The organism is Chamaesiphon sp. OTE_8_metabat_110 (assembly GCF_031382685.1).
In the GTDB taxonomy this organism is placed as follows: domain Bacteria; phylum Cyanobacteriota; class Cyanobacteriia; order Cyanobacteriales; family Chamaesiphonaceae; genus Chamaesiphon.
In genome coordinates this window covers 12,146-29,412 of record NZ_JANMZA010000197.1, presented here as the reverse complement: position 1 = coordinate 29,412, position 17,267 = coordinate 12,146, and the positions used below count along the sequence as shown (strand labels likewise).

The 17,267-nt window shown below is 46.6% G+C and carries 17 protein-coding genes; 11 read left to right on the top strand and 6 right to left on the bottom strand.

Annotation, left to right across the window (positions count from 1 at the left end; translation table 11 throughout):
* The coding region (gene rimI, locus RMO52_RS07360) for a ribosomal protein S18-alanine N-acetyltransferase (RefSeq protein WP_310412387.1) at positions 1–383 on the top strand (383 nt) is incomplete at its 5' end.
* 121 nt (positions 384–504) lie between these two features.
* Here the strand turns inward: rimI and RMO52_RS07355 are convergent.
* A complete protein-coding gene (locus tag RMO52_RS07355; protein WP_310412384.1) occupies positions 505–1,398 on the bottom strand; it encodes a pirin family protein in 894 nt (297 codons plus the stop codon).
* Positions 1,399–1,542: 144 nt separating this feature from the next.
* On the opposite strand from RMO52_RS07355, the gene RMO52_RS07350 reads away from it, so the two are divergent.
* The 3 genes from RMO52_RS07350 (at position 1,543) to menA (ending at position 4,280) form a co-directional block, all read left to right on the top strand.
* Positions 1,543–1,830 (top strand): hypothetical protein, encoded by a 288-nt coding sequence (locus tag RMO52_RS07350; RefSeq protein ID WP_310412382.1) that lies wholly within the window; start codon positions 1,543–1,545, stop codon positions 1,828–1,830.
* Between the two features lie 102 nt (positions 1,831–1,932).
* Entirely contained in the window at positions 1,933–3,153 is a 1,221-nt protein-coding gene (locus RMO52_RS07345) for a hypothetical protein (protein ID WP_310412379.1), read from the top strand.
* A gap of 221 nt (positions 3,154–3,374) precedes the next feature.
* Positions 3,375–4,280: a 2-carboxy-1,4-naphthoquinone phytyltransferase gene (gene menA, locus RMO52_RS07340; protein ID WP_310412376.1), complete on the top strand. Its 906-nt coding sequence runs from the start codon at positions 3,375–3,377 to the stop codon at positions 4,278–4,280.
* 261 nt (positions 4,281–4,541) lie between these two features.
* Here the strand turns inward: menA and RMO52_RS07335 are convergent, their stop codons facing one another.
* The 4 genes from RMO52_RS07335 to RMO52_RS07320 all read right to left on the bottom strand — a co-directional run bounded on the left by RMO52_RS07335 (position 4,542) and on the right by RMO52_RS07320 (position 8,392).
* Positions 4,542–5,390 (bottom strand): M48 family metallopeptidase, encoded by an 849-nt coding sequence (locus tag RMO52_RS07335; RefSeq protein ID WP_310412372.1) that lies wholly within the window; start codon positions 5,388–5,390, stop codon positions 4,542–4,544.
* Positions 5,391–5,581: 191 nt separating this feature from the next.
* Entirely contained in the window at positions 5,582–6,283 is a 702-nt protein-coding gene (locus RMO52_RS07330; protein ID WP_309743075.1) for a hypothetical protein, read from the bottom strand.
* Between the two features lie 414 nt (positions 6,284–6,697).
* Entirely contained in the window at positions 6,698–7,408 is a 711-nt protein-coding gene (locus tag RMO52_RS07325) for a hypothetical protein (RefSeq protein ID WP_310412369.1), read from the bottom strand.
* 195 nt (positions 7,409–7,603) lie between these two features.
* Complete coding sequence (locus tag RMO52_RS07320) at positions 7,604–8,392, bottom strand: peroxiredoxin-like family protein (RefSeq protein WP_310412367.1); 789 nt, start codon at positions 8,390–8,392, stop codon at positions 7,604–7,606.
* 340 nt (positions 8,393–8,732) lie between these two features.
* Between RMO52_RS07320 and recF the strand changes: the two genes are divergently transcribed.
* Both recF and pth read left to right on the top strand, forming a co-directional pair.
* Positions 8,733–9,842, top strand: a complete 1,110-nt coding sequence (recF, locus tag RMO52_RS07315; protein WP_309743088.1) for a DNA replication/repair protein RecF — start codon at positions 8,733–8,735, stop codon at positions 9,840–9,842.
* A gap of 34 nt (positions 9,843–9,876) precedes the next feature.
* A complete protein-coding gene (gene pth, locus RMO52_RS07310; protein WP_309743069.1) occupies positions 9,877–10,491 on the top strand; it encodes an aminoacyl-tRNA hydrolase in 615 nt (204 codons plus the stop codon).
* 45 nt (positions 10,492–10,536) lie between these two features.
* Here the strand turns inward: pth and RMO52_RS07305 are convergent, their stop codons facing one another.
* Positions 10,537–11,769 carry a family 10 glycosylhydrolase gene (locus RMO52_RS07305; protein ID WP_309743067.1) on the bottom strand — a complete coding sequence of 411 codons (1,233 nt, stop codon included), beginning with the start codon at positions 11,767–11,769 and terminating at the stop codon, positions 10,537–10,539.
* A gap of 770 nt (positions 11,770–12,539) precedes the next feature.
* On the opposite strand from RMO52_RS07305, the gene RMO52_RS07300 reads away from it, so the two are divergent.
* The 5 genes from RMO52_RS07300 to RMO52_RS07280 all read left to right on the top strand — a co-directional run bounded on the left by RMO52_RS07300 (position 12,540) and on the right by RMO52_RS07280 (position 17,261).
* Positions 12,540–12,989 (top strand): AMIN domain-containing protein, encoded by a 450-nt coding sequence (locus RMO52_RS07300; protein WP_309743065.1) that lies wholly within the window; start codon positions 12,540–12,542, stop codon positions 12,987–12,989.
* A gap of 23 nt (positions 12,990–13,012) precedes the next feature.
* Positions 13,013–14,479, top strand: coding sequence for an N-acetylmuramoyl-L-alanine amidase (locus RMO52_RS07295; RefSeq protein ID WP_310412363.1), 1,467 nt, complete (start codon positions 13,013–13,015; stop codon positions 14,477–14,479).
* A 35-nt stretch (positions 14,480–14,514) separates the two neighbouring features.
* Positions 14,515–15,357: a glutamate racemase gene (gene murI, locus RMO52_RS07290; RefSeq protein WP_310412359.1), complete on the top strand. Its 843-nt coding sequence runs from the start codon at positions 14,515–14,517 to the stop codon at positions 15,355–15,357.
* A gap of 125 nt (positions 15,358–15,482) precedes the next feature.
* On the top strand, positions 15,483–16,454 hold the full coding sequence (gene sds / locus RMO52_RS07285; RefSeq protein WP_310412356.1) for a solanesyl diphosphate synthase: 972 nt from the start codon (positions 15,483–15,485) through the stop codon (positions 16,452–16,454).
* A gap of 114 nt (positions 16,455–16,568) precedes the next feature.
* The gene (locus RMO52_RS07280; protein ID WP_310412353.1) at positions 16,569–17,261 is read left to right on the top strand and encodes a RibD family protein; all 693 of its coding nucleotides are present in this window, start codon (positions 16,569–16,571) and stop codon (positions 17,259–17,261) included.
* The last annotated feature ends 6 nt before the right edge of the window (positions 17,262–17,267 follow it).

The window sequence follows — 17,267 nt, the reverse complement described above, 5'->3', positions numbered from 1 at the left end:
TGACTAATGACAATAGCCATTTTCTAGGCGTCTCGATCGATAAAGCTTTAAGACCAGAAACCAATGGAATTATTGGCTTTGGCTGCTTTTGGGCGATTTTAGATGAGGCGCATATCACCTTACTCGGCGTCCATCCTGAGTATCAACGTCAAGGATTGGGTAAGTTATTACTCATTGCCTTACTCGACAAAGCGCGATCGATCGAGATGGCGCGAGCAACGCTAGAAGTTCGCGAATCCAATCAAGGCGCACTCCTGCTCTACGAACAATTTGGCTTTCAAACTGTCGGTCGTCGCAAGAAGTACTATCAAGACACTGGCGAAGATGGCATCATCATGTGGCGCGGCGGGTTGCAAGACCCTAATTTTAGGCACATTGTTTGATGAGATGGGAGATGGGGAGACGGGGAGACGGGGAGGTTCGTTGCGGTGCTTTTACCTCTTACCTCTTACCTCTTACCTTTTACCTCTTACCCCTAAAGCCTAAAGTCCAAAGCCTACCCCATCACAGCGGTTGCTCCTGATGCTGCGGTTCTTCGGGCAAGGGAATAAGTTCGGTTTCACCTGGAACTCGATCGAATCGTCCTTGTTGCCAGTCTTGCTTGGCTCGATCGATCCGTTCGGGATTGCTAGAGACAAAATTCCACCATTTAATTCTCTCACCGACAGGTTCGCCGCCGATAACCATACATCGTGCCGCAGTCTCAGCCGCGATCGATACTGTGGCTCCAGGTTTCAGTAAGATGAGACAATGCTGTGCGATCTCCTCACCATCAATTTTTAATCCTGGGGTGACGCTATAAATAGCCTGTTCTGAATAGTCACTCGGTAAGCTAAATTGCGATCCGGGGGTAAATTGTACATCTAGATAAATTAGCGGTGAAAATGTCTGTACGGGAGAAGTCCGAGCGAATGCCGCGCCCGCAATCAACACACAGGACACCCCATCGATTTCCCAGGCTGGTAACTCGCTAGCGGGATAATGCGAAAAAGCGGGTGCTGTCTCTTCATGTTCTGTTGGTAGTGCCACCCAAATTTGAATCCCGTGGAGAGTGGATTCTTGACTGCGCTCGGCATCTGGCGATCGTTCTGAGTGGACGATGCCGCGTCCAGCGGTCATCCAATTGACTTCACCCGGACGAATTTCTTGGACGCTGCCGATACTATCGCGATGTAGAAAGGCACCTTCAAACAAGTAAGTAACTGTTGCCAAATTAATATGCGGGTGCGGTCGCACATCGACGCCTTTACCCGGTGGAAACACGGCTGGGCCGAGATGGTCGAAAAAAATAAATGGCCCCACCATTGTCAGTGTCTTTGATGGCAACAAGCGGCGGGCTTGAAAGCCGCCTAAATCTTGAATGTGGGGTTCGATGAGTTGCTGAATAGTATCGACCATAATTGCGGTGCAGATATTGGGACAACTATCTTGTTATTATCTCGCAAAGCTCTGGCCGATCGCGCGGTACCGATGTTGATTTTTGTCCGGGTTTACTCTCTTGGAGAGTGAATATTGCGATCGTAATCGATCGACAGGCATTTTATGAGTATAGGTTTGACAGTTTTACTGGTCGTGATTGGGATCGTGCTGCTCTACTGCGCCCTGGAGAAGTTTTCTACCAAGTCTCGTGCCGACCAAATTTTTGAAACTTGGAAGCAAAAAAGCGAGGTCAACCCCGATACGCGGCGGCGGGCGATCGTTATCGCCGGACATGACATGGAACGGATCGAACGGCTGTTGGAGATCGCGCGTCGCAACAATCCCGAGCGGACGGAACAATGGTATTGGGAGAAAATCTTATACGATATGGAACGCGATCGAGGCGTTTAGGAAGTGGATAGTGGATAGTGAATAGTAGCGATCGGGCGACTTTTTGCTGTCCGGACGCTACTGCCGAACGATTGTATACTAGAGTAACTTTGGCGCTAGTAGGTGGAAGTCAAAATGGGTGTGACGTTGGTACAAATCGATCGACTACTAACTGACTGGCAGCAAAAGGTGGATGCGGCAAACCAGAACTTAATCGATTTGTACGATCTCCCTGCTTATCAAAGATTGAACGGAATGGGAAATCCACCCAGCAATGTCACTGGCATTACCCAACAGCGATCGAGTATCGCTTTAACCGCGCTCGATCGCTTGTTTGAAGAGATCGAATTATTAAATCAGCCAATTATTTCAGCTCAAAAAATACGCCGCGAATTACCAACTTTTTTTGTCAACGAGCAGGACTTACAGGAGATCGATCGCCTGCTGACGGGGCAATCGATTCAGCTATCCTTAATTCAGACTCCTCTGGCACAGCGGAGTTTACTTAGTTCGAGCCAGCAGATATTAGCGATTTCGCCAGCAGAATTATTAGATCGGATGATGGCTAATTTTACCACGGCTAGAGATACATTAGTCGCGATCGAAACTGCCTGGACGCAATTAGAAGCAAAGCTCATCGACACACATCGATCGTTAATTGAAATCCAACAGTTAGCTCGAACATTACAAGTTAGCGTATCAGCATCAGTAGTAGCTGCTGAAACTAAATTTACCGAGCTGCAACTTCAAATCGATCGCGATCCATTAGGTGTCAATGATACTTTTACTCAAGATTTATTACCACTCATCGATCGGAGTCGGAGCGAATTAATCGCGATCGATCGCCATCGCCGCCAATTGGCAACTGACTTTAGCACCGCGCGACAAGATCTCGATCGCCTCAACCGCCTCAACCGCTCGGCGATCGATTTCGCGGCGGAAACTCAATCTAAAATTCAGCACGATCTCCCCCTAAGCGCGCCAATTCCAGCCGCCGAGCTAACCGAGTTAGCGCTGTGGCTGGATCGGTTGAGCGCCAAATATGCGGCGGGGATAATTGCGCCCATCCGCGTCGGCTTGACAAATTGGCTCGATCGCACCGCTGCATACACAACCTTTGCCGAAGCGGCACTCGTTGCCAATCGACTGCCATTAGATACCAGACAGGAATTGCGCGGTCGGTTGGATGCGCTCACTGCCAAGGCGCTGGCGAAGGGCAAGGTCGAAGATCCCCTGTTGACCGATTTAGCCATGCGAGCGCGGCAAGTGCTCTACACCAGCCCTACAGACCTGACTCTGGCGATCGATTTGGTGCGCGAGTACGAACGCGGGTTAAATCAGTGATGGGCGTGTTAATTTTCTTGGCGATAGGGAATTGGGGAATTGACGATCGTGTTATAGCTAGTTATAGATAGATTGCCGTCCGATTCTCAACTGTTATTTAAAGATTTGTATCGATCTCGATCGATCTATGCTGACATAGCCGTAGATCGATAAAGTAGATATCCATAACTAACAATCGCAGCAAGCATAAATCTGCTTTTATTCAAGCTTTTATTTTTATTATGACTACATTTGAGTCGATCGAGCGACCAAAATCTAAGTTATGGTTGGCGGCAATCAAACCGCCGATGTATACCGTGGCAATTATTCCAATTACTGTCGGTTCGGCTGTAGCTTATGCGCAGACAAAATCGCTCGATCTGAATATTTTTAGAACTTTTTTATTATCGGCGATCGCGATTATTGCTTGGATTAATATCAGTAATGATGTCTATGATAGCGATACGGGTATCGATATAAATAAAGCTGAATCAGTCGTTAATTTAACTGGCAATCGCAATCTGATGTTTTGGCTGGGAAATTTATTTCTGAGCTTGGGGATTGGCGGAATTGCGACGATCGCTTGGTGGCAACAAGATATCACAGTTATCGAGATCGTTGGTTTGGCCTGTTTTTTAGGATATACCTATCAAGGCCCACCCTTTCGTCTAGGATACCAAGGTTGGGGTGAAATAATTTGTGCGATCTGTTTTGGCCCCTTGGCTCTAAGTGCGGCTTACTATAGTCAAACTCAATCTTGGTCGATCGCTAATCTAACAGCCTCGACGATCGTCGGTATTTCGACTAGTTTAATTTTATTCTGCTCTCATTTTCATCAAGTTAAAGATGATTTAGCAGCAGGTAAATTGTCACCGATCGTCCGCATGGGGACAAAAATGGGTGCGAGGGTGCTGAGCTGGGGTACGGCAAGTATCTATCTATTAACCGTAGCTGGGGTAGTTAGCCACCTGTTTCCAGCCGCAACATTATTAGTATTTTTCAGCCTACCTTTAGCCTTTAAATTAACTAGCTTCGTCACGGCAAATCACGATCGACCCGCGATCGTGCGTACCTGTAAATTTCTAGCAGTACGGTTACATTTTGTCAGTGGGTTACTGTTTGCTTTAGGATTTTGGATCGCGCGTTGAGACAATTTTGGAAAGTGTTAGGTTGCACTCGTAAACCTAAGAAAATCCCCCCAACCCCCTTAAAAAGGGGGAGTCAGATCTGGAAGTCCCCCTTTTTAAGGGGGATTTAGGGGGATTCTCTAAGGGCTAAGTAGCAAATTCTACGCACACATCCATCTATCCTCTAATACAAGTTTGCTCCGCACAAAATAGCCCCGATTCTGTGGATCGGGGCTATTTTATTGAGAAAAGCTGGTTTGCACGATCGAGTAAAATCGATCGCTAGAAAAAACTGCGTAAATTCTGCTTGTAAGCACTAGCACTTAAACCTTCAGTCCGATTCCGATAAGTATTCGGAATCATTCCTTGGAGCCTAGACACGCGTTCGCTGGCTCCAGGGTGGGTGTTCAGAAATTCTGGAGTCGAGCTGCCTCTAGCCAACTTCTTCAAGAACTCCGGCATTCCCGTCGGTGCATACCCAGATTGAATCATCATCCCTAAGCCACGTTTATCGGCATCATACTCGTCATTACGACTATTGGGTAAATTAAAGGCGACTTGGGCAGCGATTTGCGCGATTTGATTGCGATCGACGCCGACTAACGACCCGATCCCTTGCTGGACGGTGGCTTGTTTGAGCCGCTGGAGCGAGTGACGACCCGTAATGTGTCCGATCTCATGACCCATCACACCAGCTAGCTGTGCTTCATTATCGGCAGCTTTGAGCAAACCAGTATTCACGTAGACAAAGCCACCCATCGTCGCAAAAGCGTTGACATTATCATCTTCAACGACTTGAAAAGTATATTTAAGATTCGGTCTACCACTGTTGCGAGCTAAGCGTTGACCGATCCGATCGACGTAGCTATTCGCCGCTGAATTTTGATAGATTTTCACCTTATCATTTAGGAGAGCGCGATTGGTGTCTGCTCCGAGACTGATTTCCTGTGCGTCAGAGACATTAGACAACTGGACGTATTGAACCAGCGGTGCCAGGAATTGAATCAAGTCAGCAGAGCGAGCGACTAACGGCTGTCCGCCAATGACAATCGCTACTGTCAACGCCCCAATCCAGGGGTACAACCACTGTCGCCGCAACCAAAGACGGAGTGAAGCTACTCTAGCAAACATAAATCTTTTACCAAATTAGTGAGGTGTGTCGGCATTAATAACCGTTAGTTTTATCTTAACGATCGGCTTTATTCCTGACGGTAGTTTACTAATTTATGTTGCGATCGATTCAATCTACTCAGAGTGTCATTAAGATGTGCTAAATCCGCCATGTCTAGAAAGTTGACGCAACGGAATTAGAGCAGCAGCATCTAGCCTTGGGGCGTAGTTGCCGCTGGTGTTGTCGGCTGCGCTTTAAAGCTGGTAACTATCCCCTCGAAAATAGGGATGGCTTGTTGCAGATTCTCGTTGGCATAGACATATGTTACTTGGAATACTTCGTTCCCTTCACGAAACAGTCCGATCGATTCTTTAAATTTAGAGCCTTGGATGTCGGCATCTATTGTCAATCGGACAATCTGGCGCGTGCCAATGTTATCAATTTTGCTATCGATGAGTTTAAATTCTGGCGGGAGCATTGAGGGCAAGGTTTTTGCCATCATGTCATGCAGTGCGTCTATTGATACGTCGGCTGGTACTGGTAGACGTGTAATCAAGACGACTTCCGGATCTTTTTGGGCAGTATTAATGGCAATTGCGCGGAGGAAGGTCGGATCGGCATCTAACAACTTCACAAACGACGCGATCGAAGGAAACATCTTGGCAGCAGAGTCAGTGATAGTTTTAGTATCGGTACTCGAAGGTGGCCCACCCTGAAAGCCACTGGGCACTGCGAATTCTACGCCAGTACCTTTAATAATCGTGTTGGTGCTGCTTTGGCTGAGTGCCATCGTCGATGGCGATCGAGAACCGCCGATCGTCACGGGTGCTGGTGCCGCACTCGCTGCCAAATTAGTAATTGCTAATCCACACAAAGCAATATTGAAGCCAATTCCAGAGTAAAGAAAACGCACGATTGCAACCTCGTAGTTAGTTTGTAGTAAAAGAGTTGTCTTTTGAATTGTAGTCTCTGATTTTCTAATTAGGTGTGTTTGCGATCGTTATGCAATAGACTTCCTGCGAAAGTCAGGCTTTGGGCTTTGGGCTTTAGCGGATGCTAAGCTGAGCCTTTGTTCCCCGACGGTTTAGAGGGTAGAGGGTAGGTAGTAGTGGGACGACCGGACTAAAACTGTGGGCATTTAAGACATGAAAGTAGTAATTAACAATACTTTGACGATCGTTTTACCCACAGTTTTAGTCCGGTCACGCCAGTAGGGTGGGCACTGCCCACCGTATGGGTTGCAGGGGATTTCTAGTATTTAGAATCAATGTGCAGACTTACTTAAATACTGCCTTGCTAAAATCGGGAATAGTTAGCATTACTCGTCCTACTTGCCTGGAGTGGCGGGATCTGATGTCGCCATCACTTTGAAAGTCCGCACGATTTGCTCGAATACTGGCAACGCTTGACGCGTATTGGGAGTGCCGTAGACGTAAGTGAGCTGAAATGTCTTATCGCCTTCTTTGAGAAAGCCCATGAAGACTTTAGCTTGAGATCCTTTAATATTTAGATTTCCTTGAATCTGAAGCAGTCGGCGCGATCCGATCGTGACAATCCCGGTCTTGACAGGCACAAACTCGTTATTGGGACTAGCGCGATCGAAATTTGCCTGCATGTCTTCTAGTGACAGAGTTGATGGAGTCGAGACAGTCGTGACCAATAATATTTCGAGATTTTCCCGTCTGCTATTATCGATCGCGACCGCACTAGCCTGCATATCGCCCGAATTATCAAAAATCGTCATCACCGATGCAGTAATCGGTGACTGTTTGGCATCTGCGGTGAAGAGCGCTCGTAGCTCTTTGTCAGCAGGCGATCCAGCTTTAAATCGACTCGGGAGCAAAAATTCAACCCCAATTCCAGTCACTGTTTGACTATTGGTAAGTGGTGGTGTCGATTGGCGCTGCTGGGCGATCGCATTTCTGGGTATCGCGCGATCGATTTGAGTAGATTTGAGTGGGGTCGCAGTGGCGGCTAAGTTCGCACTCAGAGTCACTAAGACTAGAGTGAAACCAATTCCAGAGAGCCAAAAACGCACGATCGATACCTCCTTAAGTGTGACTAAATAACAGCAAAATAGTTCGCAGTCCACATTGTAATCCCTACTTATCTCATTTGGTGTGAGTTCGATCCGCGCTGTAATTTCTTAGAGATCGGTGCTGTTTAAAAATACTAATAGACCTCCTGCGCAAGTAAGAACAAAATCTTTGCTAGTATTGTTTTCACCTCAAGCCTAAAGCCTCAAGCCTGACTTTCGCAGAAAGTCTAGCGGTTGACTCATATTGGCAGCAAAACCGAGAATGCCGCGATCGCGATGTGTGTATAGTAACGCGCCGTGAGTGTCGAATAAAAAAGTTCCGCCCCGTTGCGTCAAATAAGTCGGATCGGGCACGTAGGTAAGCCAATTACCCAGCACTTCTGCCATATTTCGCAGTCTTAATGTTGCCAATTCAAATGGTCTTTGAAAACCGCTGCCACCTGCAACATTGAAAAAAGATCCTTCAATTGGTGGTAATGGTTTAGCTTTGACAATCTCGGTATCGGCAATTAATTGAGGTGCGGATCGATCGCCTTTATAACCGCGAAATACTTCACTCAGGGTACCGGGGCTACCAATTCCCGCACACATTAACATCAGATTTAACCAAGCATTTTGAGCGGTAGAAAAACCGGGTAATTTGAGTGATAGTCCAGCATAAAGATCGAGTTGAGTATGGAGTTTAGCCTCGGGATCGATAAATAGCCATTCCGCTGGAAATTTAGTAAATTCACAAAACTTCCGACCGGAATCTCGGTTGCCAATCCCGACCATTCGCACAGCTACACCTTCCGCTTCGAGCTGTTGGCGCTCTCGTTGTAGCCACCAAGCATATTCAAGGCTGTCAAAATCGCCCAATTGGGGACAGACGATAACTAACAGCCGTAAGGATGACTCACACCCACTCAAAATGGGGACGATTTCACCATCGCTGACGCGCTGACGAGCGGTTTGTTGAAAGATTGAATGTGGCGTGTTTTCCATTGAGAACTAATGTGGAGGGGAGATAATGGTGTCTGACAAAGGTTGATAAGAGTAAGCTCATATCTTGCAACAGTACGGAAGAACTGACGAAATAGAATCAAAACTTACTTCTAAGTACTATTCACTATCCACTATCCACTAAAACACTAGTAACGTTGTTTTGATGCAAGATGTAAGTAGGCGGATAAGATCTCCGATGGGTTCTATAATTAAGATCGAAGCCTCTAAAAATGCAACTAGGTGGCACGGTGGGAGGGTAGGCTCTAGTTTAAATCCGCCACTTCATTTTAAAACGATCGAACCGACCCGCCCTGAAAATCCCCATTCGCCACAGCCACAAGTGTATTTGAATCGTCTCCATCTGCGTCATTTTCGGAATTATCGGGAACAGGAAATCATTTTTACTGCCCCTAAAACAATTTTACTCGGTGATAATGCTCAAGGTAAATCTAATCTCTTAGAAGCAGTAGAATTATTATCGACGCTCAAGAGTCATCGCGTCACTCGCGATCGCGATCTGGTCTTGTCCGGACAAACTGAAAGTAGAATTACCGCTCAACTGACCCGCAAACATGGTGAGATCGACCTAGCTTTGCTGCTCAGAGATAAAGGTCGGCGGACGGCAATAGTCAACCGCGAAAGTCTCAAGCGACAACTGGATTTTTTGGGCATTTTAAATGCGGTCGAATTTTCGGCATTGGATCTAGATTTAGTGCGTGGTAATCCCGAAACGCGCAGACATTGGATCGACTCATTGCTGTTTCAAATCGAGCCAGTTTATGCCCATATTTTACATGAATATCAACGAGTATTAAAACAGCGTAATAGTCTGCTCAAACAAGCCGAACAGCGCACCTTAGATCTGACAGAGCTAGAATCGTGGAACCATCAACTCATTCTTACTGGTACAAAAGTAATCCGTCGCCGAATGCGAATTATCGATCGCTTAGCGCCGATCGCCAGAATATGGCATACTAAAATTAGTAAAAATGAAGAATTAACGATCTCTTATACGCCGAATATTGTCGCCTTAGAAAATACGCCTGAAGCAATTTATCAGGCATTTGTCGATCGATTGCATCTGCGCCGCGTTGCCGAACAAAGTTTAGGCAATACATTAGTTGGCCCCCATCGCGACGAAATCGAACTGACAATTAATGACACGCCAGCTAAGGCTTATGGTTCGCAAGGGCAGCAGCGGACGCTCGTGCTAGCTCTCAAACTAGCCGAGCTAGAACTAATCGAACAAATAGTTGGCGAACCGCCATTATTACTCCTCGATGACGTTTTGGCAGAACTCGATTTAACGCGCCAAAATCAACTTCTAAGTACGATCGAAGATCGCTTTCAAACTTTAATCACCACGACTCATTTGGGAGCGTTCGATGCTAAGTGGTTGGACTCATCGCAAATTCTGCATGTGCGATCGGGTCAGATCGTTCCGGCTTGAAAAAATTAGTAAAATTTAGATAAAAATAGAGTGTATGAATGAAGAATTAGTAATTCCACAGTTAATTGTCGGGCTGGGCAATCCAGGAGTTAAATATTTACAAACTAGGCACAATGTCGGCTTCGATCTGTTAGATAGTCTGGCTAAAAGGTGGCAGGTTAGCTTTAGCGACCGCAAGCAATTTCAGGGAATTTATGGTGAGGGTTTTGGCAGTCATAATGCTAAAATTAGATTGCTCAAGCCCCAGACTTTTATGAATCTTTCCGGTCAGTCGGTACGCGCGACGATCGATTGGTTCAAACTCCCACCAGAGTCGGTATTAGTTGTCTATGACGATCTCGATCTACCGCTCGGAAAAATTAGATTGCGGCTCTCTGGTTCGGCGGGCGGACACAATGGCATGAAGTCGATTATTTCTCATTTAGGTACCCAAAACTTTCCCCGCGTCCGGATTGGCATCGGCAAAAGCGCTGGCGAAAAAGATACGATTTCTCATGTCCTCGGTAAATTTTCAGGTGCAGAAACACCGATCGTTAGTGAAGTAATCTATCTAGTCAATGACGCGATCGAAATGAGTCTCAAGCAAGGTGTCGAAAAAGCCATGAGTCTCTACAATAGTCGATCGATTCCAGTTCCAGAAAGCGAGTAAAGTATTACCCGCGATCGCTACCAAATAACGAGTCAAAACTACAGTTTATTTAACTGGTGTCGCGATCGATGCTGGCTTACTCCCACTCTTAGCATTCACGATTTGTTGTAATCTAGTAGCAGTTTCCTCGGGTTTACCATCGAGCGGAAAAACTAAGATTCCTTTAATCTTTGGATTGGCGACTAACTGTGGAATTCGTGCTAGTTGGACATCCGTAATCGCAACGCCAGCATAATTAACTGCGTAATTTAGTTCTTCGTTAAAATTCTTTTCATTATAATCTTGAATAAAGACTCGATCGACTCCCCACTTTTCCCAATCTGCGGCAAAATAACGTTTTGCCCAATACGGATTGTGGTGACAAAGATCGAAACTAACAGCCGGATTAGCTGCTTTCATCTGTGTTATCATCTGGCGGGCAAAATTGGTCAAACTCGCCGTCCGATCTACCTTTCCTGGTAGTTCGGCATGATAACCCAAATAGTCATCCCATTGGACGGCATCGACTTTGGGATATTTAGTAACAAATTCTGCCAACATATTTTTAAATAAATTAGCAACTTCTGGCACTTCCACATCCAATACATAATGATCGACCTTAGTGTAAGTGCGATCGACGCCTGGTACCAGCCATTTGTTGGCAATTGCCCGCTCGAAAATTGGACTATTCTTATCGATTTTAATTCCCTTTTCAAAGTAAGCATGAACCTGCATTCCTTGTTTGTGAGCCTCATCGATCGTCCATTCTAGCCAGCGATCTTGAAACTGATTGGGACAACTTTTTGCTCCCAACATTTGCTGCATAATCTCGCTATTATACATCGTGCAGCCGTTACCCCAGACACCATGAATAATCGTATTGATACCGCGATCGTGATAGTAACGAACTCGTTGACGGATTGTTTGCTCGTCAGCATTATTCGTAATCTGATAGCGGCTTAAATAAATCCCCCGAATTACTTTTCTATCCCAAGGAGTTGGCGTACTCGCAATTTTGACGGGTAGCGTTTGTGTAGCTATAGCTGGTGGAATTGGTTTAGCTGTCGATCGAGTGCGCTTATTAGTAGTCGTGCTACTTGTCGGTGGTGCTTGAGGCGAGGCTAGGATGGGTAAACTAGGCGTGCCGATCGCTGGTTTGAAAGGTATGGGAATTAATTGAGCAATTTTACTAAGATTACCTTGCGGGATTAGCCACCAATAGCCACCACCGATAATTAGGAGGATAAATGACAGCGGAATTTGAAAGCAGCCACCTTCGCGATTTTTGTTATTACCCATCTTGATAAACCAATATTAGAATCATGGTGGAGATCGTCTTGTGAAAAAACGTGGGAGTTGCCATCGACAAATCCCACAAGTTAGGCTGATATCGTCAGATCGAAATTAATAATCGCGATCGCAATTAAAATAAATCGATGTCAGTGATATCTCGATAATAGGGAGCGATTGTGTCGGATATGCAGGATCGCCAGCAATCGTCTTTATCTAGTTTGATTTACTGGTAGTAACCGAGCAAGCGATCGCCCTAGAGATTTGAAGTCAGCTAGTTTTGGTGAAAAAAGGGGAATTATATGCTTAGATGCCCCCTAGCATAGCTAGTTTGGAACTACTAGATCGATTTGGCAGTCAAAGTGGTGCAAGCGCAAAAATCGATCGAACTCCTGCCAAAAATTGCGGAGTTACCCTAGCCCCAACTCATTAGCTAGCTGAGTCCTCCGGTAAATGGCGATCGCCGATCGCATCGATCTTGAGAATCAAAGACCAAATTTATGGTAATTTACCTTAGAGTCCTCAAACGTTGACTTTTCGCAGCAAACAGAAACATTATGATATGTAAGTTCATCTTAAATAAGTGCTAGCCATCGTCGGTCGCAGCTCATCTTCGAGGCTAGTCGATTGCCGTATTGTCAATTTAACGTACCAAAGATTGGCGATTGCCGATATCGATCTGTGATGTAATCTGCTCGATTAGAGCTATCCAGCCAATCTTGGGTACAGTCCGATCGAAAACGAGCATCGATAACTAGAAATCGAGTCCACTGTTCAAGATGGAATATAGTAAAGTGAGATTACAATTTTTACTCGGTAGTATTATTAGTTTCGGTCTGTTAGCAGTCCCCGCTGATGCCGGACAATTGGCATCATGGAAATTTGATGCGGGTAGAAATAGGTTAGATTTTAAGACTAATGCGGGGGTTCAGCCCAAAGCAGTCATGTTATTTAACCCTACTCGCCTGGTAATCGACTTACCCGGTATCGGTTTTCCCAAGCCAACGATCACTCAAAAGTTAACAGGCAATTTTAGATCCTTACGGGTCGGACAATTTGACGTGAGTACTACTAGGTTAGTTCTAGAGTTACAACCTGGCTATACCCTCAATCCCAAACGCGTGCAATTTACTGGCGAAAATCCAATCGAGTGGTATGTGACTATTCCAATTCCCGAACGCGGATCGACTTTACCGACTCTTTCCCCCAAGCCAAATTCCCCCCGGTAATCCCTATCTTAGGAGCAAGTAGTGTGAGATACAACTGGTTATTACCCAGTGTTTTTAGTTTCGTAATGGTATCGCTGCCAGCATCAGCGGCAGAAATTCTGTCCTGGCAATTCAATGCGAATGAAAATCGCATCGATTTTAGTACTAGCAACGCAGTGAAACCTGAAGCCCAAATGCTGGCTAATCCCAGTAGATTGATCGTCGATCTTCCCGATACCAGGCTCAATCAGCCGACCTCGTCGCAAGTGCTCAGTAATGGCATCAAATCGCTGCGAGTCGGTCAAGTTGACCCCGAGCGCACGCGGATGGTTTTAGAACTCGCGCCCGGTTACAGCATCGATCCGCAGCAAGTGTTGATCCAAGCCAGCACTAATAAACAGTGGTCGATCCAATTACCGACACCCCAGCCACTACAAGCTTTTCCGCGCGGTGTGCCAGTCGGTCCTGTGGCGGTCTTTAATGAAAATGGTCAAATCGTAGTCGCTCAAGCCCGACCCCGGATCGTTCCAAATACATCACTCGCACCGATTAACTATATCGCCCTCGACCCGACGCGGACGGGACTATTGGTGCAAGCCGACCGTCAGAGTAGGACTCAGCTTCGCTATACAACTGGTTGGGATGTCCCATCGGGGAGTTATCGAGTGACGATCTCCAATGCAAGACTAGCTCCTGGCTATCAAGTTCCCAGCGAATCCCAGCGGTACCTGACGGTGAACGCCCAAGGCGATGATATTTCGATTTTGGTGCGGCGAGCTGATGGTGTCAAAGTCGATATGGTGCGGCAATATCTGGACAGTCGGTGGGTTTATCTCCAAACTGGCACCCCTACTAGTCGGATTGCCACCCGTCCGGCTACAGTACCCATCCCTGTACCCACTGCTACTCGCCCGACGCCCAAGCAAGACACTTCGCCCCCAGTCCGGACGAATAATGGCAGAGTGCTAGTCATGCTCGACCCCGGACACGGCGGTAGAGATCCGGGAGCCATCGGTCTGGGTGGCTTGCGAGAAGTCGATGTGATTTTACCCGTTGCCAAACGCGTGGCGGAGATCTTAGAAAAACAAGGAATTGCGGTTAAAATGACCCGCAACGGTGATTACTTTGTCGGTTTGGACGAACGCGTCGCTATCTCCCGCGAGGCGGGTGCAACGCTATTTGTGAGCATTCATGCCAACTCGATCGATAATCGTCCTGATGTCAATGGCTTAGAAATATATCATTACAACATCGGTCAATCCTTTGCGGATACCGTGCATCGCACAGTGGTCGATTACGTCAATAAAAACGGTTTCTATCTCAACGATCGACGCGTTAGATCGGCGCGGTTTCTCGTCTTGCGCAAATCGACCATTCCCGCTATTCTAGTCGAAACTGGTTACTTGACTAGCGAAGCGGAATCGGCTCGACTCCGCCGCGATGATTATCAAAAAGTGATGGCAGAAGGCATCGCTAAAGGCATCATTCAATACATCAGAGATCGTAACTAAGCACGGAAATCACTTACTATTTGCACGACAACTATATGCAAAACCGATTCACTCCCGCTCCGCCGTTCCAGTCAGACAAAGTTCACAAAATTGGCGTGTTTGATAGTGGCGTGGGGGGATTGACAGTTTTGCAAGAAATCTATCGCCAACTTCCTCATGAATCAGTGTTGTACTTTGGGGATACGGCGCGAGTACCCTATGGTACCCGCAGTGCGGCAGAGATTTTGCACTTTACCCGCCAAACGTTGGATTGGATGGTGTCGCAGCGCGTTAAGATGGCGATCGTCGCTTGTAACACCAGTTCGGCATTGGCATTGGATACCGTTAGAAATGAATACGATTTACCCATTTTGGGTGTGGTCTTGCCCGGTGCCAGAGCCGCAGCAAGGCTAGGACGAAGGATCGGGGTGATTGCCACCCCAGCGACCGTAAATAGCAATGCTTATCTACGTGCAATTGAGGAAGCCAATCCCCTCGCTCAAGTTTGGCAGGTTGCTTGTCCGGAATTCGTCCCGTTAATTGAAACTAATCGCTTAGCCGAGCCATACACGCTCGCAATTGCTAAAGCATATCTACAACCGCTACTCGATCGATCTGTCGATACGATCGTCTACGGCTGCACCCATTATCCGCACCTCGAACCAATTTTGCGGCAATTTGTACCGATGAGCGTCCAATTTGTCAATCCAGCCATTGCAGTAGTCGCAGCGGCGGCTAGAGAACTCAATCTCCTGGGACTTCAAAGCCATCTCCTCGCGCAACCGACGACCTTTGTTGTCAGTGGCAATCCGGCTCAATTTGCCCAGCTTGCCACTCAATGGCTGCCCACTCAACCCTCAGTCCAGCAGATAATTCTCCCAACAGTACCAGTTTCCTAATCCCCCTATTCTCTAATCCCCTAATCCCTAATCCCTAATCCCTAGCTCCTATTCCCTATGTAGAGGAAAAATAGCTTAGAATATATGTAAACTTTCGTAAACTCATCCTCTGAGCCGCTCGATCGATGACCTCAGTGAAATCCGTATTTACTCCTGTTGAAGCTGACTTACAAGCCTTGACGGAGAACCTCAAAAAGCTCGTCGGTGCCCGTCACCCAATTTTATATGCAGCCGCCGAACATTTATTCGGAGCTGGGGGCAAGCGCTTACGTCCGGCAATCGTCTTGCTAGTTGCCCGTGCAACAATGCCAGACGAAGAAATTACACCGCGCCACCGCCGCCTCGCCGAAATTACTGAGATGATCCACACTGCCAGTCTGGTTCACGATGATGTTCTAGACGAAGCCGACATCCGGAGGGGGATCGAAACAGTTCACAGTCGATTTACCAATCGCGTCGCCGTCTTAGCTGGTGATTTCCTCTTCGCACAGTCGTCTTGGTACCTAGCCAACCTCGATAACCTCGAAGTAGTCAAACTGCTCTCACAGGTGATTATGGATTTAGCTGAAGGCGAAATTCAGCAGGGCTTGAATGCGTTTGAGACAGATTTCTCGATTGAAGCATATCTAGAGAAAAGTTATTACAAAACTGCCTCCCTCCTCGCCAATAGTGCTAAGGCTGCGGGCGTACTTAGCGATGCGCCAATGGCAACTTGCCAACAGTTATATCTGTATGGGCGAAACTTGGGACTAGCCTTCCAAATTGTTGATGATATCCTCGACTTTACAGCTTCAGATGAAGTGCTGGGTAAGCCAGCGGGTTCGGACTTAGCAAGTGGGAATTTAACTGCACCAACATTGTTTGCGATGCAGGAATATCCCCAACTAATCGACCTCATCGCGACTGAATTTGAAGATCCAGCGGATCTAGCGGCGGCGTTGAGTTTAGTCCGCAACAGTACGGGAATTGCCAAATCTCGGGAATTAGCCAAGCACCACGCCCAGTTAGCTCTAGCACAAATAGCCGATTTACCCCCTTCAACTTCACTTCAAGCTTTATTAGATCTGACTGATTATGTATTAAAGCGGCTGTATTGATTAAGTAGCATTGCTGAATTTAGGCTTTAGGGAATTACACATTTTGTAAATTGGGAGATCGGATCTCAGATTGGTAACGACGATTAAATTTCGATAATCTTTCCTGAATAGATCGTGATAAAAACAACTCTTGTTTTAGCAATGACCGCTGATGGAAAGATTTCGGATGCGGCAAAATCACCCCCGACATTTAGCTCCGATCGAGATTACGCTCACTTAGAAGCACAAATCGCTGCTGCTGATGCGATCCTCGTTGGTAGCGGCACTCTAAGCGACGGGGGGAGTATAGTTTTGGTACAAAAACCAGAATTAATTCAAGCGAGAATCGATCGCGGTCAACCAGCTCAACCGCCTCAGATTATCTGTTCTCGGAGCGGTAAAATTGATGCACAGTTACCATTTTTTAGTCAACCGATCGATCGCTGGTTATTAACAACTAAAATTGGTGCTAGAAATTGGCACGATCGATCTAGTTTCGATCGCATTCTTGAATGCGAAACTCCTGACGGTCGGGATCTCGATTGGCAGGCAGCCAAAAATGAACTGGTTAAATTAGGGATTAAAAATATCTGTTTTTTGGGCGGGTCAGCATTAGCGGCGAGTCTGTTTGCAGCAAATTTTATCGATGAGTTGTGGTTGACAGTCTGCCCGGTTATCTATGGCGGCGATGATGCACCGACTCCAGTGGCGGGAGCTGGATTCACGCCCGAATCTGCCCCAAAGTTAACATTGTTGAGTGTCGAGCGCATCGACCAAGAAATATTCTTACATTATCAAGTTCACAAACCGATAGATCTAAATAATTAATAATTA